Source organism: Bacillus ndiopicus, from assembly GCF_000612805.1.
In the GTDB taxonomy this organism is placed as follows: Bacteria; Bacillota; Bacilli; order Bacillales_A; family Planococcaceae; genus Metasolibacillus; species Metasolibacillus ndiopicus.
The window spans coordinates 568,531-588,251 of record NZ_HG964404.1 but is presented as its reverse complement, the minus strand read 5'-3'; the positions used below and the strand labels follow the sequence as shown (position 1 = coordinate 588,251).

The window sequence follows — 19,721 nt, the reverse complement described above, 5'->3', positions numbered from 1 at the left end:
ATCGAAATGATAATCGTCCATTTTAGAGTACTAAGTGTTTGTAATATCGAGATTTGTGATTAATCCAAAAGAAACGGCGAAAGGGATTGGAAAATCGATGCAAAAATTCGATGTAATAAAAATTGGAACAAAAGCTCAGTATAATTATTATGGAGAGCTAAGAACAGGCTATGTTAAATTTTTGAAAAAAAGTAGCTTAACTAAACCTGACAGTATTATTGGGAAATTATGATAATATTGAATTTGTAGGAACAAATAACTTAGGAGAAATTATGAATAATAAAATAGAAATATATAAATTCGACTCACTTATTGAAGAAGAAATACATTTCTTAGTTAATAATCAAAAAATTATAGGCTTTAATGTGTCCCCCCAACAACAAGAAATAGGCAAAGTATATGAGGCTGAAATAGATATATTTGTGAATGATATTTTGGAGATAGAGGAACAAAAGAATCAATATTTGAAAAAAGTTGAGCATATCAATAATTATAGTTATACTCTTTGGGGAAAAATGCTAGAGGATAATATTTTAGATGTGGGCTTTTTCATTACGAGTGATTTATTTGAAGATTACCGATATCTAGTAGGACAATACGTCTATTTGAAAGTTGATAGATTGCAGGTGTATTATGAAGATAAAGTATGATGAATATGATCTGTTAGAACTTTTTCAAAGTGAGCCAGTAAGTACAACAGGCAATATAGATGATGGAAAATTAATTTATACTTTCAAAGATGACCAAAATTTCAAAGTGATTTTAATAATGTAACGAGTATAAAAAAAGATGACAAAGTTATGGTAATGAATGTAAGGGAAGAAGAGAAATTAAAAGTTAAATTTTATAAATAAGTTGGAGTAGAATTACTTTAAAATAGCCTTATTGTATTAGAAAGAATTATATAAAACAGTTATGAGATTCTCACTGATAAATCCTTAGGTGAAGTAGTTGATATTTATAAATGTAATGTGATTGTTATTATACCTTGACGGGCTATATGCCTTTCAGGGTTTTTTGTTATGGTTAAAACAATACCATTCTAGGATTACAACTTATAATGGTTAAACGAATATGCAATTGATGGAATAAACAATGTGATGTTTAAAATCAAGAAGTCATGAAGGCAGCACCATCAAGAGTGATGCCCAGCGATAAAAAGCGGAGATGATATTTTACATTCTTTATATGGGATAGTAATTAGAGAAACGAGAATGACAAAGCTTATCGCTAAACTGTATAAAACGTGTAGGGAGCTTATTTTACTTCTGTAGATAAAAATTTTTGGTCTGCATTTTTATCAAGGAAGGTCGTATAATACTCGCTATTCGTTAAAAAAAGCGTTACATAAGTTTTCATGTTTGTAATGGAAGTGAAGAGAATGCACCTTCAGTTAAATAGATAAGGAAGTGACAACATTGAGTGAACAGAGATTTTTCATGGATGAAAATGAAGTGATTCAAGTAATAGTACGAATCAATGAATATGTTTCACAAGAGCTATGGATGGATTTTGATGTTGCTTTATCAAATGGATGGGATTTAACAATAGTAGGCCGGTTGGACAATACTACAAAGAAGGCTAATATTAAGATTAATTTTGAGCAAGTCCACTTTGTTTCTTTGCCTTTTGGCTGGAAAACAGATACATCATATCCAGTAATTCGATTAGCTACTGAGGAAGAAATAGCAGATTTAACAGATAGATTTGAAATGGATAAAGGTAATTATATTTTTAAGTTCATTGCTGAAGGTTTTGATAGTGAAAAATATTACTTTGTTGGAGCAAAAAAAGTCTCCTGTTTATTGCTTAATAAGCAGACAAATGAGTTGAAGTAACATATTCAGTTTGGATTTCATAAGGTATTGAAAAATCAAGGTTCCAATCCATATGATTTAATTGTGTTTAAAAAATCACGTCCATTATTGAGGAGGCTACTTCAAACGCTTTAAAACTTAGAGGGGATCTAAATGAAGCAGGTGAAATAACAAACTTTTTCCTATCATGGATTAACAAAAAACATGACGTGATTGGAGGGCGAAATGAGTAGAAAATATAAAATAAATGAAAGTAAAGCAGATATTGATCAGTTAATGCTAACATATTTTAATTTTATAAATGGAAAATATATGGAGAAGGCATTGAAAAACTTTGCGGAAAAAGAAGGTTATGGGCAAGAGATTGTTTTTGTTTTTTTCCAATCTGATTTAGATGAATATGATATGGCACAATTACCAAGACCTTTAGATGAAAAACATGTTTTGATAGAACTAGGTTATCCAGCGGTTGAAGTTGAACAAATGGCTTATTTGGACTTTAAAACATTTTATAATTATTTGAACGAAAATGTAAAAAAAGAAATAGCAAAAAATCCAGAGAAAACGGAACTAACAGATTTATTGGAAGAAGTGAAACATCGTTTATATGTATAATCGGGTATTGGTTTCAAGGAAGGAGGTTAGTATGACAATGGATATCAGAGAAATTATTGCCCAATTTGAGTCACATAGTCATTGGATTGAAACTATTGGAGAACAAGGAGAAAAACTGGGCTTAGATGAAATTGACTTGAGAAATATGGAATTGTCTCAGTATCCACTAGACCAAGCATATATAACCGCTTGTACATTGGATGGTATGGATTTAAATAATAAGAATATCTCATCGTCTTTACTATGTTCATCATCTTTTAGATCTGCAAATTTAGAAGGAGCAGATTTTGGTAAATCTAATGTTTCGTATGTAGATTTCACAAACACCAGTATTAAAGGTGCTAGACTTGCTGATAGTGAATGCTTTGAAACAGTGTTTGTTAAAGCAGATTTATCAAATGCAAATTTAGTAGCTGGTCTTTTTGACGAGACAGATTTTCGCAATGCAGTTTTATTAAATGCAGATATACGATTAGCAACATTTGAAAGAGTATTGCTAAATGGGACTATTTTAACTGGAGTTCGTGGTATTGAAGAGGCTTTTATCAAAAGCATCAATATAGGAACTCCAGAAAAACCAATAATTCTAGTGAAGGAAGAGGCTTTGGAGTGGATGCAAAATAAAGCTTTAAACACATGAATTTATAGTTAAGAGTATATGTATCTTGAACAAATGAATCTTATAGAGGGAGATAGTCAATAATAGTACTGTATCAGATAAAATAGTATCAAAGAATCTTAAATGTATCTCAAAAATATAGAGAAAATTTTAAATATAAGAAAATAAATCATGAACTGTGATAATAGAATGTTCAGTTGAGAGTAAACAAGGCATAAAGAAAAATAAAATGAAGATGAGGATAACTTTATTAAGTTAATAAATAAAAACCTTGATTAGCTAAATGCTTTTCAAGGTTTTTGTGTATAAAAATGGATATAAACCCCCATACATTGGAAAAAAGCGTATAATTGATGGTGGTAATCTAATTAGAAACTAGCTTTTTAATCAACTGAGGTGAGAATGATATTCAACATTAGTTTTAAAGTATTTGAAAATGAAAATGTAGGGGAAATGGAGCTTAATGGAACAGAGGGATATTTTCAATTTGAAATTGACAATGAGACTTATGGTATTTACATCCCTGAAGATATTGATGAATTTTCAGTTTCTATTTATTGGTGGCTGTATTATTTCTTGACAGCGATATTAATTTTAAAAACTGAGAGCTATGTTTTAATAAGTGATATAGAAAAACTAAAAATTTGGATTGAACTAAAAAAAGAAAAAAATATAGTGAAAATAAGTAAAGTTAAGGCTGATAAACCTGAAGGAAGTGGAGCAATAGAAACGAAAGAAATGCCAAACTTGGTTCATCAGTATTGGAATGAAAAGCAAGTCAGTTATGAGAACCTTAAAACAGAAGTAGTAAATAAAACTAAGTTATATATCGAACAATTAAGAGCATTAAATAATGAACTTAATAAAGATATTATGATTTTGGGAAGTTTGATACAGGATATAGAAAAAATAAATAGTTAAATATGTCTACCTTAATGTGGCATGGTGAGAAATAGTTTTTTGTAGAAGAATCATAAACAGTGTGGTGAAACAAAAAAACAGTCTGTAAATAGCTAAAAATGAAAGAGTGACTATAGAAACAAACAGGGGGAGATTTAAATGGGCAAAAGTTATGATTTTTTAGGGGAGTTAGAAGATTTTTTAGGTGGGACATTTCATCAAGATATAGATTCTCCTGAACAAGCATTAGATGAATTTATAAAAGAAGCTAGTAAAGAATGTTTGCTGTTTACAATAAAGTACAGTGAAGAGTTTTTAAATAGTGAATTAACAAAACAAGAAAAGGAAAAAATCATACAAAATAATGCGGAAATATATTTTCCAGCAATTGAATTAACTCCGCTGCAGTGGTTAGTTCAATTAATAGAGCAAATAAAAGAAGTTACGAAAACAAAATAGGCTTGTTTCAGATGAAACGAAATTATTGATAATAAACGAGCTGTAGTTAAATAGGGTGCAAGTCCATTTTTCATAACAAACAGCCAATATTTCAATTCACAGAAGATATGTTTTGGAAATGATGTAGAACAATTTGAGGAACATTACGAATAAAAAAGAGGAATGAAATATATTATGGTATGGAGCTTTGGAGTTGTTTTAGAAAAACAGAGTAAAGAAGATATTGACTTAAAAGTAAATGCACTCGTTATGATAAATCAGGACGATCGTTAGCTAGAAAAATATTAGGAATTGAGCATGAATTAAATCGGGGGCATATTTAGGGAGTGCTAGTAAACAGTATCATACATGAGTGTTGAAGTCGGGATGATACTGCAAAAGCAAAATAGAGTGAGGTGTAAAGGTGGATTTAGGAGAAGTAAAACTAGTTGTTCAAGAAATTAATGATTTTATAAAAAATAATATGTGGTTTGATTTTGAAATAAAACAATATACAGATTATGAACTGTGTATACATAGTGGGGTAAGTTTAAGTTATCCAGACATAGAAATAAAATTTAAGGGAGTATTTTTCATTTCTCTCCCGATGATATGGAAAACAGATACCACAGAAACAATTTTAAATATTCTTGAAGGAGAAGCTGAAAAAGAGATTAGCGAAAAGTTTCAAGTTGAATATTTTCATTATATTTTTAAGTTTAATCCTGAAGATTATCCAAGTAATTTTGGTTGTCTAATAGCGGCGAAGGAAATATCATATACAATTTTAAAACCACAATAATTCAACAGATACTACTAGAGGTATGAGGTAACCGATCACCGACGCGTAATGGTTTATCAAGGTAGCCACTAGCTTTCCAGTAGTAAATTAAAAAAATCCAAGAAGAAAAATAGATCCCGTAAAGAATTAGGAAGCAGATACTATAAAAGAAATACAGGGATTCATCACGAATCAAGTGTGATTGGCTCAGTAATTGTAGACAAAAGAGATTAGCTGCCTAACAAAATCGTAAAAAATACTAGAAGTGCCAAGTGCAAGTGAATCCGTCTCAATGAAAAGGTGTGAATAGACTTGATGGAGCTATGGGTAATTTGATAAACATAAATATAGATAAGGGGATTAATTTTGTAAAATGAGTAGCTAATACAATAGAAAAATATATCAGTTAATTAGCTTAGAAAATAAATAAAACCTATCTGGACCCAAGGTTTTAATACTCGAAAAGCGAAAAATTCATCAAAAAACAACACTCAAAATGCCAAAGGAAGCAGGATAAATGACACCAAAGGAACAATTATATTATTTGATTAATGAATATATTGAAGGTAATTATGATACGGCAGCATTTTGTAACCAATTTACAATCATATTCAATATAGAAATTGATTATGCAGATTTAAATGAGATAGAATGTTTTTAAAGTTGAGTTCTGTTACTGCAAGGTTTTCTCCATATGAAGAAGATTTTGTTTATAAGAATGTGTATTATACTGAGCTGGAAGTAAAAACAAAGGTATTAAAAGTTAAGAATAATCTGGATGCTATCAAGAAATAAACTATTTACCAAAAGTGTAATTGAGGACTTTGATTGATTATGCTTTTTACAGAGTATACAATCCGATTAATACGGTGGGATCAACAAGAAGTCGTTGAAGTGACTTTACAACTGAGAAAAACCATGAACAGTACTTGTATTTTGCATAAAATAATCAAGCCCATTTTTACGCTGAGGTGTAATTGATTGAGTTGGCAAAACAACTGTAATGAATCGAAAATAAAAAATAGAATTTGGGAATTATAATTTTAAAATAAGTGTAGAGGATTTTGATAGCCCATCTAATTTCATGGTCGTAAAAAAATATCATGCAAAGTTCTAGACGCCCCCCCTTTTTCAAAACATTAGTCAAATTTCTTAAATACTTTATGACTTGAATGGCTTACAACCTCTCAAGGTATTTTCTCAACTCAAAGAAAATAAAGGTATAAGGATGAGTTATACTGATTTGAATAGAAATGTAAGGTCGTTCTTCCCCGAGTTTATATAAGAGGAGTTGAGCCAATTGAAAAATAAACTAAATGAAGAAATAATGTTAGATAAAAAGCATTTCGCAGTAATTGCGTTTTTTAATGCTATATGTGATACAGATTTTCTAAGAATAGTTCAACAGATGTCTATAGAAATAGGTACTGGAATTAATGTTGTTGATTGTACGTTTCCTAATGACCTAGAAGAAAATGAAGAGAAGTTTAGGGGGGTTATGTTCTCTTTAAATGAGGAAGAAGTAATCATAGATTATTTGGAGTTTTATTATTATCTTAATGTAGCTTGTGAAATATACCTTTCTAGTTTTCCAAATAATAAAGGAATAATAGAAATGTATCTTGATAAAATTGCTAAAAACTATGATTTATAAAATTCCAGTATGGAGGAAATTTAATATAAACTTTTTTAAAAGTAATAATATAAAGGATTTCTTGACAACCTTAGAGAAGGATTCCTACCAAATGAAGCCCTGCAACGAGGATGATATAGCAAAATTAATAAAATTATCTCCAACTCGAACACTCCCTCAAACATATCTAGATTTTATGAATAGAGCTGGTAATGGAATTGAATTTTTAATTGGTACGGATTATTCCTTGAAACGTATTTTTTATTTAAAAGAGTGGGCTATTGAACTCTTAGAGGAGAACAATTTTATAAAAAAGCTTACAGATAATCAGTTTATATTTATGTTGCATCAAGGATATATATTCTGGTTTTTTAATTTGAATGATGGGGAAGATCCAGCGGTATATTGTTATGATGAGGGTGTAGAATTAGATGATTTTATTAAAATCAGTAATACTTTATCAGTTTTTTTATATCCCTATACGATTGCTAGAAGAGTCTAAATAATATAATGATTTTAACTTGACAAATATTTGATAACTTTAGTAAGGCTTATTTACTGAAGCTACTGTTTGTATTTTGCGGTTGTAGGTTTTTTCATTCTGTTGGTCTTTTCATGTTTCCTCTCCTCTATTGTTAAAACTTTTGAATTGTTATTTTCGTCTTTGAAGTACCAAAAGAATGATTTAGTAGGAGATTCATCACATGGAGCAAGAATTGAAGGTCAAGGAATAAAAGAAAGAGAGATTGGATTAGAATTAGAAAACCGCGGTGATTTAGGAAGAATTATCAGAGTTCAAAAAGCTGATAAAGGTGCAGAGTTTATTGATACTTTTATAAGAGGGAAATGGGATGTTAAGAGCTTTGAATCTTATCCCAATGGTCATACTTCACCCCCAAAAAGGTGCTTTTATAGTTGATAACGCTATGAAAAAAATTAAAGATAGAGTTTGAATGTGGTCACAATATTAAGATTGATGATAGAAATTTGACCTCAGAACATACCAAGCAATTGAAAGAGGCAATACAAAAAGAGGGGATACCAGACAAGGTTATTTGGCATCCTTAGAAGGGAGAATCATCATTAATATTCGCAAAAAAGAGGAATTAATTCAACTTTTAGAATCACATAAAATTTGGCTTGATACTCTAGGATTAGAAGGCAAGAAGTTAGTTCTTGATGAAGTAAAGTTGACAGATGTAGACGTAATAAAATATCCATTAAATCAGGCTTATATTACAGATTGTATCTTTAATAATATGAACTTGATAAATATAGAAATGTATTCTTCAACTATTTGTTCTTCAAGCTTTGTATTTGCGAATTTAGAAAACGCTGATTTCTATAAAGCAGATGTTTCTTATGCAAATTTTACAAACGCAAACCTTCAAAATGCAGATATAAGCGAATCTACGTTTGAAGTAGTAATGCTAAAAGGAGCTATACTAAAAGGAGTTCGAGGGTTAGAAGAGGCTTTTATTAAAAGTATTAATATTAGGACGACAGAACGACCAAATATCCTAGTAGGTGGAGAGGCTAGAGAATGGTTACATGATAATAAGTAAACGTTTTAAATCAGTAAAAAATAAATTTTAAGGTATAACCCCCAATTAACTTATTTAAAAACTTATAAATGCTTAAGAGCTCATAAACATCAAATAGTATGTTACAACCGTAATTATCAAGGGAGGTATTAATAGTGTTTGAAGAAAAAGTTAGAGCAGTCTTAGGTGCACGAGCATTACTAGATGATAATGACCCAAGAATTGAGCAAAAATGGGAAGAGCTAATTGTTTTATTAAGTAAAGATGAAAACTTGACTCTGAATTTCTTACAAGTTTGTACAAAAACAGAACTTTTATTTATAAGTGAGGTTTTTGAAGAAGTGGCATATAATTTGCAAAGTAAAAAGTATATTGAATTATTATATTGCCTAGATCAAAGATACCCAGACTTAAATTTAAAGAGAAGTATACAAATTGCTGAGGAGTACTTGGATTAGATTTAGGATATCAAAGTTTTTAAATCCAAAAGTCTATGTGAAAAATATTTAACTTAAACTACTTATTTCCTTAGGAAAAACTAATAATTAAGCATTGTATTAAGAGAAATTAATTCTGATTCGGAAAACCTTTGTTGGAAAGCTTTTCAGTTGGAGCACAATTGAAATCTCAAATGGATAAAGTAGAATAGACCACAATTAATAAATATAAGGGGCATCTTCTAAAAGAATCAATTGTAGCACGGAGAAATGGGACGTCTATAAATGGTTATTAAAATAGTAAACCTTGATATTTTTGGTGTGTTGATACATAAGTGCTTATAAACAACAAACCAGTTTTAGAAATGATAATCTAATGGCATCATAACAATATAGGAAGAAGTGAATTTAAATTGGCAAATTACTATATAAATTCAGATATTTTCGAATATCCTAATTCTTATAAGAAGATTGTAGAATTAAATTTAGTTGATTTCGATGTGTGGTATTTAATTGAGTCTGGGCAAGCAACAAGAAGATATTTCGATTTGAAAGATAGATATCCTAATAGAAAGTTAATACCTTTTGCTAGACGGGATGACACTGATGATATAGCATGTTTTGAAATAGGGAAGGGAACTAGAATTCAATTAATTCATGATTTTACCTCTGAAGGTTTCGAGCAAAAACATGAATTTGAAGATTTTTGGGTATGGCTGGAATTTGCTGTGAAAGAAATGGCTTTTTATAATAGGAATGAAGAAATTGAATGACAAGGAATATTACACTGAATTAAGTAAGGAAATTTCTTATACTTTACGTCATGCACCTTGGGAGTATGAATTAGATGAAGAAGGATGAGTGTCAGTAGACCAGCTATTATCTGCACTTTATCAATCGGAAAAATGGATGAATATAACATTAGAAGATGTGCAGCAAATGATTTTGTTATCTAAGAAGAAGCACCACGAATTACGCAATAATAAAATTAGAGCTCTATATGGACAATCTACTCCAATCAAAATTCATATAAAGGAAGTTGTACCACCTAAGCTATCAAACCATGGAACTTCAAGGGAATTTATGAACCTTATTAGTGAAAAAGGACTATTACCAATGTCTAGACAATATGTACATTTATCAGAAGATATTGAAACAGCTTGTATAGTTGGCAATCGCAAGACTTTGGAGCCAGTGATATTAATCATCGATACTGATGAATCTAGAAAAATGGAATTAAGTTTTATCTAGGGAATGAAGAAGTATGGATTTCTGATTAGGTGCCACCTGAATTTATTTCGGTTAAAACCTTTTAAAGACGGAAAACTTATCAAATAAAAGAGTCAATAGTAGCAAAAGTGGCTATTGATTTTTTCATATTTGTAAAAAGGGCTTTCAACTACAAACTATATAATCATAACAAGAAATTTATCAAAAATGGTGTTATAACAAGTATGCCAAAAAAGTAGAGGGTGAATAACATGAACTTAAAATATTTAAAAAATAGACATATTAAGTATGACTGGAAAACTATTTTTGTAGGTGTTCAAGAAAATTACTTTACTAAAGACGTAATTTCTGACTATGCGGTAGAGTTGATGGAGATTGGTGATGAAAGTGAATTTGTTAGTGAACTGGCATGGGGAGTATCTAGTGAGGATTTGGATAAAGTGATGTTAGAAATAAAAACTAATTATTTTCCTCATTTAGATGGTGACAGCACAATATTAGCAGAGGAGAATAGAAAACTCAGATTTGTTTGTTTGTCTGGAATAAAAGAAAAATACAAAGTAGATCATGAATTATTAAATGAAATTGCAGAATTTTATGGCAATCATAATTACCCAGAAGATATGGTGAGTTTTGTTAATTATACGCCTCAAGAAGTGCCTACTACGAAAGAAGATATGGTAAATAGGTTTGATAAATTTTTAAAATTAGAGAGTGTGAGATTTAGTTAGCTATTTTACTTGATTCTACAGGCGAAAAAAATAGTGAATGTATAATAAATAAATTTGTGGTTGAGGATATTAGAAAATTGACTAAAAAACTGAAATTATTGAGTAAAATAAAGGAATGGAGTAATTCCCCTAATTAAAAAATAATTCAATTAGTAAGCATCCAAAAAAGTATTATAAAGTTAGTTTATTAAAGCAGTTAAATATAGGATTTTAGGCAGATTAGAAGCAAACAAAATATATGATAGGGAATTGGCGGTTAATGAAAAGAGAAGAATTGTTTAAAAGAGAGCAAGAAAAATGGGTTTCAGAAATCTCCTTAAAAAATAATTTTCAGATAGAAGATATTCGGTTAGTAGCTGGTGTTGATATTGCATATTGGACAGAAGGAAACATAGATTATGGAGTTTGTTGTATTGTAGTGCTAGATTATAATACAAAAGAAATTATTGAAGAAGTAGAGTGCTTAAGACAAATCGATGTGCCGTATATATCAGGCTACCTTGCTTTTAGGGAGCTTCCATTAGTAACAGAAGCAGTGAAAAAATTAAAAAGCGAACCAGATCTTTTTATGTTTGATGGGAATGGCTATCTTCACTATAGACATTTGGGAATTGCGACACATGCAGCATTCTATTTGAACAAACCTACAATAGGTGTTGCAAAAAGTTACTTAAAAATTAGAGATATTGATTTTCTAATGCCGAAAAACGAAGTAGGTGATTTCACTTATATTGAAATCGATAAAGATGTATACGGAGCGGCACTAAGAACGAGAAAAGATGTAAAGCCTATTTTCGTTTCATGTGGTAACTGGATTGACTTGGACACATCTATAAAAATAACTCTTCATTTTGTTGAAAAAGATAGCCGATTACCAATAACAACGCGATATGCAGATTTAGCTACCCATAAAAGTAGAGATAAGTATACACGATAAATTTGCAATGTTATTATTCTAGGGGAATTCCCCTTCATAGTAACACAAAAAAAGCCACAAAATCTTTGCGGCTCTATTGCTTATAAAATATTCAGCTAAAAGCCGATTTTGAGCGAATCACCATCTATTGCATAAGCAGGTGAGTAGGTGATTGGTAGTTTTTGTTCAGCGCTGAAACCAATCGTTTCGCCATCCAGTAGTGTGACATCGCTTGTAATAACATAGATGGCAGTATCCATGAGTAGCTCCAATACCTCGCCAACTGTATTTGTACTGTCTAGTATTTCCATCTCTAGTTTGTCAAAGTAGCTCATGCCAAAAGTGTAGCCAGAGAAGGTTTTGCCTTCATCACGGCTGTATAGGCCAAAGAACACTAAGTTCATAATTGGGAAAAGGCCTTCCTGCAAGCTATCATGTGCACACTCTATATAAAAATCAGGCGCTAGCACGCTACCTACAGTATTAATAGCAGTGGCATGCGGCTGCTTAAGTGCACTAGCACATAGCTTAACCATCAGAACGCCTGCATCAACTAATGATTTGTCGTGTGGCAGTACGGCTACTAGCAGATGTGCTTGATGAGCTTGTGTAACGGCTACTGCATCGGGCCAACGAAAGTTAGTTTTTGCATTTTCAATTGCCTCATCACCTGGGATTGGCGCTGGCATCAGGCTTACAGTAGCTAACATGTCATCAATCGTACATACTATAGTATTTTGCTCACCACTAATGTCCGTTTCATCGATTGTAATGTTCCAGTCTGCCTGTAGGTCAGCTACTAGCTGTTCAACCGAAAATTCGACCTTATCAAGCAGTACAAAGCTAACAAACGGTCCGCCTGTGCTTTCTCGTTCAACATGCTCCTCTGTCGTTTCAAATTGCTCCATATTATCCTCCTCTAGCACCTCAAATATGTCAGGTTTTATAAGTTACTATTTTATAAAATTACCATATTGTAACAAGTTATTCAATCTTCAATTTCAAAAAGAAACACCATTTTTTAAAATTTTTAAAAAATGGAAGGTGTTTGAAGTAATTATAAATAACCTACAATCTCTTCCTCCAATTTCAATGGCTTATCGGTTGGGGCAAAGCGTTTGATAATTTGCCCGTCACGATCGACTAGAAATTTCGTGAAGTTCCATTTGACACTTTTGCCGAGTAAGCCTTTTGTTTCCTCAGTTAACAGCTTAAATAATGGATGTGCTGCGTCTCCGTTAACTGTAACGATTTCGTGCATTGGAAATGTAACGCCGTATGTTAGGCGACAGGCTTCTGATGCTAAATGGGCAGTGCCAAGCTCCTGCTTAAATTGGTTGGAAGGAAAGCCTAATATAACAAGTCCCTGTTCGGCATATTTACTATAAAGTGCTTGAAGCTCTTCAAATTGACCTGTTAACCCACATTTTGAAGCAGTGTTGACAATTAATAATACTTTTCCCTCGTATCGTGCTAATGAATGGACTTCCCCTGTATCTGTTGTTACTTCAATATCGTAAATTGTCATAGGTAAATTCCTCCCAATATTATTGCAGTGCTTTTTTGCCTGTTAAAATACGTGCCATTTGTTCCAATGTCATGGACGAGTTAAGCTCAAATTGTCCCTTTTGGATTGAGCGTGAATATTCGCGTTTAGATAAAAATAGCTCTAATTCACGTCCGTTTTCTAAAATCCCTAAATCCTCAACTTGTTTCCCAATATCATATATAGAAACACCTTCATATATCAAAACAGTTCCACTCACAATAGAGTTATCCGTTTCAGATGTGACTTCCTCTGAGCTGTTGTTGTCAGCAGTAGGTTTGTTAGCTTCTTTTTCTACCTGCTCGTTCTTGGCAATTGTTTGCTCTAATTCAGCAACCTTTGCATTGGCGTTTGCTAGCTGCTGTTCTAGTTCTATAATGCGTGTTTCCTGCTCTTTTGTGTCAAAGCTTGTCGCTTCGTTGCTCAGCACGGGAAGCTGTAGCTGCTTTCCGATAACAAGGAGTGCACCAACTAAAAATAGGGCAATTCCAAATGCTCTTAAAAAGGTTTTCATATATTCCCTCCTGTTGCGAGGATTTGGCGTACCTGTTCTTCTGGTAACGTTGAAAGCCTGCTAATTTCAGGAATTGCTAAGCCTTGCTTGTTAAGCTCTAGTACTTGGCTTACTAAAATGCTATTGATAGGCTGAGCTGTTCGTGTATGATTTGCTGGAGCAAATTGGGTCTGCTTCTTTTTTGCTACTTGAAAGTTGGGCTCAAGCATTAATTCCTCTTCAACAATTTTTAAACGGCGCTTTAATTGATTTGTTTCTTGGAAAATTGTAATCGACAATTCTTCTACTTCTTTTTCTACTTTTTTTGCTGAATCTCGTAAAAATAGGGAAAGGATAATACAAAAAATACCGATAATCATTAAAATAGTTGATAATTCCACATTGAACTCTCCAATCCATTTCAGTTTCTATGTACTTGAAAAACCTCTTGCTGACTGAAGTTTCCTTTTATTTTAACATAGAGTAACTTAATATGAAATGATACTAGCTTTTTTTTCGGTTTGTGTTATAATGGGAAAGTCGTATAAATCATGCTCATATTTTTTATTCTTAATTAAGAGTGGGAGGGTTAATAATGCGCGTAAACATTACTTTAGCTTGCACAGATTGCGGCGAACGTAACTACATTTCTAAAAAGAACAAGCGTAACAATCCAGAGCGTCTTGAACTGAAAAAATATTGCTCTCGCGAGAAGAAATACACTCTTCACCGTGAAACGAAGTAATTGCTCAATTAGCCAAAGCCCCGTGTGGTTTTGGCTTTTTACTTTAAATATAGAGGTAACTTTCTATAAGTGAGGAATGACAATGGATAAAAAATTAATGCGTCAACAGGTACGTAGCCAATTAGATACAATTTCTTATACAGATTACCGAGAGCGTTCAATCGCTATCGGGAAACAGTTAATGCAGCAGCCTTCTATTAAAAAAGGGAAAACGATTGCTGTTACAATTTCATCTAAGCCTGAAGTTGATACAATTGCAATCATTGAAGCACTGTGGCAGCAAGGTAAAGTAGTTGCTGTACCAAAGTGTCATCCGAAAACGAGAGAGATGACATTTTATTCGATTGAAGGCTTTTTTCAATTAGAAACCGTTTATATGGATTTAAGAGAACCGATTCCTGCCATGACGGAGATTATTGAACGAGATACAATTGATACTATTATTGTGCCAGGAATCGTTTTCGATAAAAAAGGATATCGCATAGGCTACGGTGGAGGCTATTATGATAGATACTTACCTGGCTATCAAGGGACTTTGCTTGCACTAGCTTTTAGTGAGCAAATAACTGAGCAGGTGCCATTTGAGTCTCATGATATTCCTGTTCATACAATTATTACAGAAACGGAATCCATTAATTGTCTAGCAAATCGAGAGGAGCCACTAATATGAAATCGATGATTGATATTTATGAATTATTAAAACAGTACGGCACATATATTTATACGACGGATCGTCTTGGTGATTTAATGCTAATGGAAGATGAGATAAGAGAGTTGTATAAGGCTAATGTACTGGAGCCGCGCGACTTTCAAACTGCGATGTTATTAATTCGTCAAGAAGCATCTAGACTGCAATTGGAGAAAAAAGGGTGAAACTTTTTTTGGGAATAAACGTACTAATAAAAGACAACAAAAAATCATGTATTTGACTGCAATATTCTGCCTATTTGCTAATACACGATTTTTTATTGCGAAATTTTATAAAAAGCCTTAAGATAGATTTTGTTTCATTTTAGTAGAAACAGGGAATAGGTATGAAAGTTTTTCTCAATTACGCAGCGGTGTGGCTGATGAATTAAATGTGAACATAAAAAATCTAAGGTACAGGCTCGGAAAATAAGAAAGGATGTTGAGGAATGAGTTCTATTAATAAATGGCCTAAACATTCAATACTAGCTTTTGCAATTATTGCTACATGGATTAAAACAGTAATCGTGTATCAAACAAGCTTTGATATGAAGATTGAAAATGGCATGCAATATTTTATTTTATGGATTAATCCATTAAGCTTCCTATTAATTGCTTATGGGTTATCGCTATTTTTCAAGAAATCGACTACTCGCAATCGTTATATTTTAATCGTGAGTTTCCTATTGTCGATTGTTCTATATGGAAACGTTGCTTTTTATCGTTTCTATAATGATTTTATTACATTACCAGTATTGTTCCAGACGAGCAATTTTGGTGATTTAGGAACATCTGCATTAGCTATTATTAATGTTTGGGATATATTCTACTTTATTGATGTTATTTTCATAGTGATATTGTTGAAATTTGCTCCTAAATTGAATGAGCAATTAACGATTCGCAAAGATGTGCGCCACGCTTACTTTGTACTAGCAGCGGCAATGCTTTTATTAAATTTAGGACTTGCAGAAACAGAGCGTCCACAGCTTTTAACACGTAGCTTTGACCGTGAGCTACTAGTAAAAAATATCGGTACGTATAACTATCATTTATATGATATTTATATTCAATCTAAATCTTCTGCACAGCGAGCGCTTGCGGATGGTAGTGAGCTTGTTGAAGTGAACAACTATATACGTGCAAATCAAGCTGAACCAAATGCTGAAATGTTTGGTAAATATGCTGGACGTAATTTAATTGTTGTGTCACTAGAGTCATTGCAAAACTTTGTTATTAATAATGAAATGAATGGCCAAGAAGTAACGCCGTTCTTAAACTCGTTAACAAAAGATAAAGATACGTATTATTTTAATAATTTCTATCATCAAACAGGATTAGGTAAAACATCTGACTCTGAGTTTATTTTAGAAAACTCTTTATTCGGTTTAGGTCGTGGGGCAGTATTCTTTACACATGGTGGTAACACATATAACTCTATGGCAGAACGCTTAGGTGAAAATGGTTACTTTACAAATGTGATGCACCCAAATAATAAATCATTCTGGAATCGCGATATGATTTACCAATCATTTAATATCCAGAAATTTTATGATGTGAATTCGTATGAAGTTGGTGAAGGTGAAGCGGTTAACTGGGGTATGAAGGATATTCCATTCTTCCAGCAATCAGCACAGCATATGACTGAAATGCCACAGCCATTTTACTCACGTCTTATCACATTAACAAACCATTATCCATTCTATCTTGATCCAGAGGATATAATGATTGATGAATATACATCAAATTCAGGTACTTTAAACCGTTATTTCCAAACGGTTCGTTATATGGATGAGGCATTAAAACTATTTTTCGATGATTTAAAGGAAAAAGGTTTATATGATAATTCAATTATCGTAATGTATGGCGATCACTACGGTATTTCTGAAAACCATAATAAAGCAATGGCTATGTATTTAGGCAAGGAAGCAATTACGCCTTATGACAATGCTTTATTGCAATCTGTACCATTATTTATCCATATTCCAGGTTCAAATGATGGTCGAGTTATGGATGAAGTTGCAGGTCAAATCGATTTACGTCCTACGATTTTACACTTATTGGGTGTTGACACTTCGAAGGATATGCAGCTTGGTGCGGATCTGTTCTCAGAGGATCGTGAAGACGCTGTTATTTTCCGCGATGGTCGTTTTATTACAGATAAAGTAGTCTACGCAAGCGACGCGTGCTACGATAGAGCTACTGGTGAGCAAATTGATATTGCCGCATGTGAGCCATTAATCGAAAGCGCAGCAACTGAATTAGGTTATTCAGATGCCATTATTAATGGAGATTTACTGCGTTTCTATGATTCAAAGACAGGGAATTTAATGCAAGGCTCTAAAGATAAAGAGTAAAAGAAGTTGTCCGGAAAGGAGGCTAATATGCCGCTTTCCGGGCAATTTTTTGTTTTGAGATAGAAAAATAAAAGGACGAGCTTACACCGTTTTACAACGGCAGCTCGTCCTTTTATTAGCTATTAGTGAATTTTTGGTGGGTATCCAGCATTAAGAACAGTCATCACAACAAACCATCCGAAGATTGCTGCTGCACCTAGGTTGAAAACAATACCTAGAAGATTTTTTTCTTTAATTGCTTGGAATGTACCAACTACAGCAAAAATAGCCACTAAACCGAAAATAACCATTAATAAGTTCATTAAAAAGACACTCCTTTCGACATCAGAAAATGAATGTCGCAAACAATATTCCTTCTCTATTGTAAAACTTATTATGCCTTTTGTCGAGCGGAAAAAGTGACGTTTGTTTGAACTTCGTATACAATTTAAAAGGAATCAACTGCAAAGTTAACGGAGGTTTTCGTAAATGAAATTAAGTACACGTACATATCCACTTGGACCTATACAAACAAATTGTTATATTGTAAGCAATATTAATAAGCAATGCCTAATTTTTGATCCTGGTGAAGAGGGTGAACGCCTAATTCGTGAAATTAAGGCAAATCAATTAAAACCATTAGCGATTTTTTTAACGCATACGCATTTTGACCATATTGGTGCAGTTAATGAGCTACGCGATGCATTTGATATACCTGTCTATGTCCACGAGAAGGAAGTAGATTGGCTAGCAGATCCGATGAAAAATGGCTCAGGCAAGTATGCTGAATTACCGAATTATGTTGTAGATAAGCCAAAAGAAGAGCATATTATTCGAAAAGAGCAAGTATTCAATATTGAGAACTTTGTGTTTAAGGCAGTATTTACACCTGGTCATTCGCCAGGCAGCATTTCTTATATTTTTGAAGAAGAGGGCTTTGCAATTGTAGGGGACACGTTGTTTGAGGGGAGTATTGGACGCACAGATTTAATCGGTGGGTCAATGCCAGTGTTATTGCAGTCTATCCATGACAAGCTACTCTCATTAGCAGAAGACACAATTATTTATCCAGGGCATGGTGACTATACAACACCAGCCACTGAAATGGAAACGAACCCATTTTTGAACGGTTTTTAAGGTAAAAGGCTATTCAGAAAGTCTGAATAGCCTTTTCAGCTTTTATAAGCCATCTAATGCTTCTTTTATGATTGGATCAATGTCATTGATTATTGCTAAATCTTGTGCATGAACGTAATAGACTAGCACATTATCTTTTGTATAAACAGTAAAAGAAACCAAGTTCATAGGAGCGCTTTTATCCCTAAATTCTTCTAATGCTTCTTGTACATCACTAGCGGAATGAAACGTATAAATATATATTGATTTATTATCTAATAAGTATGCGCTAGGTTTTACACCATTTAATTTTGTACCGAGGATACTATTTTTGCTTCTCTTTGTTTTAGTTAGTTCAAGATCATGTTGCTCAAATGCATCCATAACTTCATCCAATGTAATAATTTCACTTGATTCAGCATGACAGCCGATTAGAACAAGTGCAAAACAAATTATCAATATTGTTCTCATCCAAATCCCTCCATCAACAAGTGGCACTGCCAATTGGGTGGCTGAAAATTAAGGTAATAAAAAAGCGTGGACGAAGTAAGTTACTTTGTCCACGCTTAAATCCTAACTAATATTTAGTGAGGCTTTAACTGTGTGATTAATGTCCTCCACCAGGTACGTGCATAAATGTTGTGTAGTATGTGAAACCTGCGAAGAAAATAGTTAAATAAGCACCGAAAATGTACATATACATGCGCTCTGAAAGGTTTAAGAAGCCTAATAATAAGAATAATCCAGTATTACCTAAGAATAATAGCGAAACCTCATACATATCACCTAAATAGAATAAAACAGTGAAAATACCTGTCCAGAAAGCCATAACTTTATACATATTGCTCATGTGTAATTCCCCTCCTTCTATATACAAATACAATCTTCTCCAATCCATTATAAATGATTTCACTAAAGAAAGTAAACTGGAACTTCTACATTCTTTGTGACAAAGAAGTGTACATTTTTTTCTGAAAATGAAAATCTATAAATGCTATTCTTTTATGAATTATGCCCACAATATGTGGTTGATAAACTAAGTGCATATATCGGCATAATATTTCAATTAATCCTCTTTTAATTAAATTTCTACTTGCATCGGTAATCCACTGTATGCGATGTGTGAAATATATAAAGCAT

Annotated in this window: 28 protein-coding genes and 2 pseudogenes; 23 read left to right on the top strand and 7 right to left on the bottom strand. The window is 32.5% G+C overall.

The features are described 5' to 3' along the window. Positions 1 to 272: 272 nt before the first annotated feature. The 18 genes and pseudogenes from TY13_RS07780 to TY13_RS07695 all read left to right on the top strand — a co-directional run bounded on the left by TY13_RS07780 (position 273) and on the right by TY13_RS07695 (position 11,682). Positions 273 to 650, top strand: a complete 378-nt coding sequence (locus tag TY13_RS07780) for a hypothetical protein (protein ID WP_042473865.1) — start codon at positions 273 to 275, stop codon at positions 648 to 650. Next, positions 634 to 854: pseudogene (locus TY13_RS20995) on the top strand (hypothetical protein). Before TY13_RS07780 ends, TY13_RS20995 begins: the two are co-directional and overlap by 17 nt. A gap of 564 nt (positions 855 to 1,418) precedes the next feature. Continuing rightward, on the top strand, positions 1,419 to 1,838 hold the full coding sequence (locus tag TY13_RS19760) for a hypothetical protein (RefSeq protein ID WP_154661561.1): 420 nt from the start codon (positions 1,419 to 1,421) through the stop codon (positions 1,836 to 1,838). 204 nt (positions 1,839 to 2,042) lie between these two features. After that, positions 2,043 to 2,432, top strand: a complete 390-nt coding sequence (locus TY13_RS07765) for a hypothetical protein (protein ID WP_042473863.1) — start codon at positions 2,043 to 2,045, stop codon at positions 2,430 to 2,432. 31 nt (positions 2,433 to 2,463) lie between these two features. After that, positions 2,464 to 3,072: a pentapeptide repeat-containing protein gene (locus TY13_RS07760; protein ID WP_042473862.1), complete on the top strand. Its 609-nt coding sequence runs from the start codon at positions 2,464 to 2,466 to the stop codon at positions 3,070 to 3,072. A gap of 381 nt (positions 3,073 to 3,453) precedes the next feature. Then, positions 3,454 to 3,972, top strand: coding sequence for a hypothetical protein (locus TY13_RS07755; protein WP_042473860.1), 519 nt, complete (start codon positions 3,454 to 3,456; stop codon positions 3,970 to 3,972). Positions 3,973 to 4,110: 138 nt separating this feature from the next. Continuing rightward, a complete protein-coding gene (locus tag TY13_RS07750) occupies positions 4,111 to 4,410 on the top strand; it encodes a contact-dependent growth inhibition system immunity protein (protein WP_042473859.1) in 300 nt (99 codons plus the stop codon). A gap of 403 nt (positions 4,411 to 4,813) precedes the next feature. Then, positions 4,814 to 5,191 (top strand): hypothetical protein, encoded by a 378-nt coding sequence (locus tag TY13_RS07745; RefSeq protein ID WP_042473857.1) that lies wholly within the window; start codon positions 4,814 to 4,816, stop codon positions 5,189 to 5,191. Between the two features lie 496 nt (positions 5,192 to 5,687). Continuing rightward, positions 5,688 to 5,831 carry a hypothetical protein gene (locus TY13_RS20640; RefSeq protein ID WP_154661560.1) on the top strand — a complete coding sequence of 48 codons (144 nt, stop codon included), beginning with the start codon at positions 5,688 to 5,690 and terminating at the stop codon, positions 5,829 to 5,831. A 639-nt stretch (positions 5,832 to 6,470) separates the two neighbouring features. After that, a complete protein-coding gene (gene cdiI / locus TY13_RS07735) occupies positions 6,471 to 6,824 on the top strand; it encodes a ribonuclease toxin immunity protein CdiI (RefSeq protein ID WP_230199401.1) in 354 nt (117 codons plus the stop codon). A 91-nt stretch (positions 6,825 to 6,915) separates the two neighbouring features. Beyond that, complete coding sequence (locus TY13_RS07730; protein WP_230199400.1) at positions 6,916 to 7,305, top strand: SMI1/KNR4 family protein; 390 nt, start codon at positions 6,916 to 6,918, stop codon at positions 7,303 to 7,305. Positions 7,306 to 7,374: 69 nt separating this feature from the next. After that, positions 7,375 to 7,722, top strand: a complete 348-nt coding sequence (locus tag TY13_RS07725) for a hypothetical protein (protein WP_042473854.1) — start codon at positions 7,375 to 7,377, stop codon at positions 7,720 to 7,722. A gap of 136 nt (positions 7,723 to 7,858) precedes the next feature. Further along, positions 7,859 to 8,368: a pentapeptide repeat-containing protein gene (locus tag TY13_RS07720; RefSeq protein WP_042473851.1), complete on the top strand. Its 510-nt coding sequence runs from the start codon at positions 7,859 to 7,861 to the stop codon at positions 8,366 to 8,368. 134 nt (positions 8,369 to 8,502) lie between these two features. Beyond that, positions 8,503 to 8,805 (top strand): hypothetical protein, encoded by a 303-nt coding sequence (locus TY13_RS07715; protein WP_042473848.1) that lies wholly within the window; start codon positions 8,503 to 8,505, stop codon positions 8,803 to 8,805. Positions 8,806 to 9,197: 392 nt separating this feature from the next. Beyond that, positions 9,198 to 9,557 carry a hypothetical protein gene (locus TY13_RS07710; protein ID WP_042473845.1) on the top strand — a complete coding sequence of 120 codons (360 nt, stop codon included), beginning with the start codon at positions 9,198 to 9,200 and terminating at the stop codon, positions 9,555 to 9,557. Between the two features lie 88 nt (positions 9,558 to 9,645). After that, positions 9,646 to 10,064: pseudogene (locus TY13_RS07705) on the top strand (RNA 2'-phosphotransferase). 201 nt (positions 10,065 to 10,265) lie between these two features. Continuing rightward, on the top strand, positions 10,266 to 10,745 hold the full coding sequence (locus TY13_RS07700; protein WP_042473842.1) for a DUF2247 family protein: 480 nt from the start codon (positions 10,266 to 10,268) through the stop codon (positions 10,743 to 10,745). Between the two features lie 259 nt (positions 10,746 to 11,004). Beyond that, positions 11,005 to 11,682 (top strand): endonuclease V, encoded by a 678-nt coding sequence (locus tag TY13_RS07695; protein ID WP_230199399.1) that lies wholly within the window; start codon positions 11,005 to 11,007, stop codon positions 11,680 to 11,682. A gap of 95 nt (positions 11,683 to 11,777) precedes the next feature. Here TY13_RS07695 and TY13_RS07690 read toward each other — a convergent pair whose 3' ends face one another. From TY13_RS07690 to TY13_RS07675, 4 genes are all read right to left on the bottom strand, one after another. After that, on the bottom strand, positions 11,778 to 12,569 hold the full coding sequence (locus tag TY13_RS07690) for a DUF4261 domain-containing protein (protein ID WP_052344260.1): 792 nt from the start codon (positions 12,567 to 12,569) through the stop codon (positions 11,778 to 11,780). A 149-nt stretch (positions 12,570 to 12,718) separates the two neighbouring features. Then, positions 12,719 to 13,189, bottom strand: coding sequence for a glutathione peroxidase (locus TY13_RS07685; RefSeq protein WP_042473837.1), 471 nt, complete (start codon positions 13,187 to 13,189; stop codon positions 12,719 to 12,721). 19 nt (positions 13,190 to 13,208) lie between these two features. Then, positions 13,209 to 13,721, bottom strand: a complete 513-nt coding sequence (locus TY13_RS07680) for a hypothetical protein (protein ID WP_042473834.1) — start codon at positions 13,719 to 13,721, stop codon at positions 13,209 to 13,211. After that, a complete protein-coding gene (locus TY13_RS07675; RefSeq protein ID WP_042473832.1) occupies positions 13,718 to 14,101 on the bottom strand; it encodes a hypothetical protein in 384 nt (127 codons plus the stop codon). The genes TY13_RS07680 and TY13_RS07675 overlap by 4 nt, the downstream gene beginning before the upstream one ends. Positions 14,102 to 14,295: 194 nt before the next feature. Here TY13_RS07675 and rpmG point away from each other — a divergent pair, with 194 nt between their 5' ends. From rpmG to TY13_RS07660, 4 genes are all read left to right on the top strand, one after another. Continuing rightward, the gene (gene rpmG / locus TY13_RS20105) at positions 14,296 to 14,445 is read left to right on the top strand and encodes a 50S ribosomal protein L33 (RefSeq protein WP_008408521.1); all 150 of its coding nucleotides are present in this window, start codon (positions 14,296 to 14,298) and stop codon (positions 14,443 to 14,445) included. 82 nt (positions 14,446 to 14,527) lie between these two features. Further along, the gene (locus tag TY13_RS07670) at positions 14,528 to 15,115 is read left to right on the top strand and encodes a 5-formyltetrahydrofolate cyclo-ligase (protein WP_042473828.1); all 588 of its coding nucleotides are present in this window, start codon (positions 14,528 to 14,530) and stop codon (positions 15,113 to 15,115) included. Further along, positions 15,112 to 15,318 (top strand): YqgQ family protein, encoded by a 207-nt coding sequence (locus tag TY13_RS07665; RefSeq protein WP_042473826.1) that lies wholly within the window; start codon positions 15,112 to 15,114, stop codon positions 15,316 to 15,318. Before TY13_RS07670 ends, TY13_RS07665 begins: the two co-directional genes overlap by 4 nt. 263 nt (positions 15,319 to 15,581) lie before the next feature. Then, positions 15,582 to 17,486 (top strand): LTA synthase family protein, encoded by a 1,905-nt coding sequence (locus TY13_RS07660; protein ID WP_042473823.1) that lies wholly within the window; start codon positions 15,582 to 15,584, stop codon positions 17,484 to 17,486. Positions 17,487 to 17,608: 122 nt separating this feature from the next. On the opposite strand, the gene TY13_RS07655 is transcribed toward TY13_RS07660, so the two are convergent. Then, the gene (locus TY13_RS07655) at positions 17,609 to 17,788 is read right to left on the bottom strand and encodes a DUF2759 domain-containing protein (protein ID WP_042473820.1); all 180 of its coding nucleotides are present in this window, start codon (positions 17,786 to 17,788) and stop codon (positions 17,609 to 17,611) included. A 166-nt stretch (positions 17,789 to 17,954) separates the two neighbouring features. Between TY13_RS07655 and TY13_RS07650 the strand changes: the two genes are divergently transcribed. Further along, positions 17,955 to 18,602, top strand: coding sequence for an MBL fold metallo-hydrolase (locus TY13_RS07650; protein WP_042473817.1), 648 nt, complete (start codon positions 17,955 to 17,957; stop codon positions 18,600 to 18,602). A 42-nt stretch (positions 18,603 to 18,644) separates the two neighbouring features. On the opposite strand, the gene TY13_RS07645 is transcribed toward TY13_RS07650, so the two are convergent. Both TY13_RS07645 and TY13_RS07640 read right to left on the bottom strand, forming a co-directional pair. Further along, a complete protein-coding gene (locus tag TY13_RS07645; RefSeq protein WP_042473813.1) occupies positions 18,645 to 19,052 on the bottom strand; it encodes a hypothetical protein in 408 nt (135 codons plus the stop codon). A gap of 136 nt (positions 19,053 to 19,188) precedes the next feature. Further along, complete coding sequence (locus TY13_RS07640; RefSeq protein ID WP_042473810.1) at positions 19,189 to 19,431, bottom strand: DUF2626 family protein; 243 nt, start codon at positions 19,429 to 19,431, stop codon at positions 19,189 to 19,191. Positions 19,432 to 19,721: the final 290 nt, after the last annotated feature.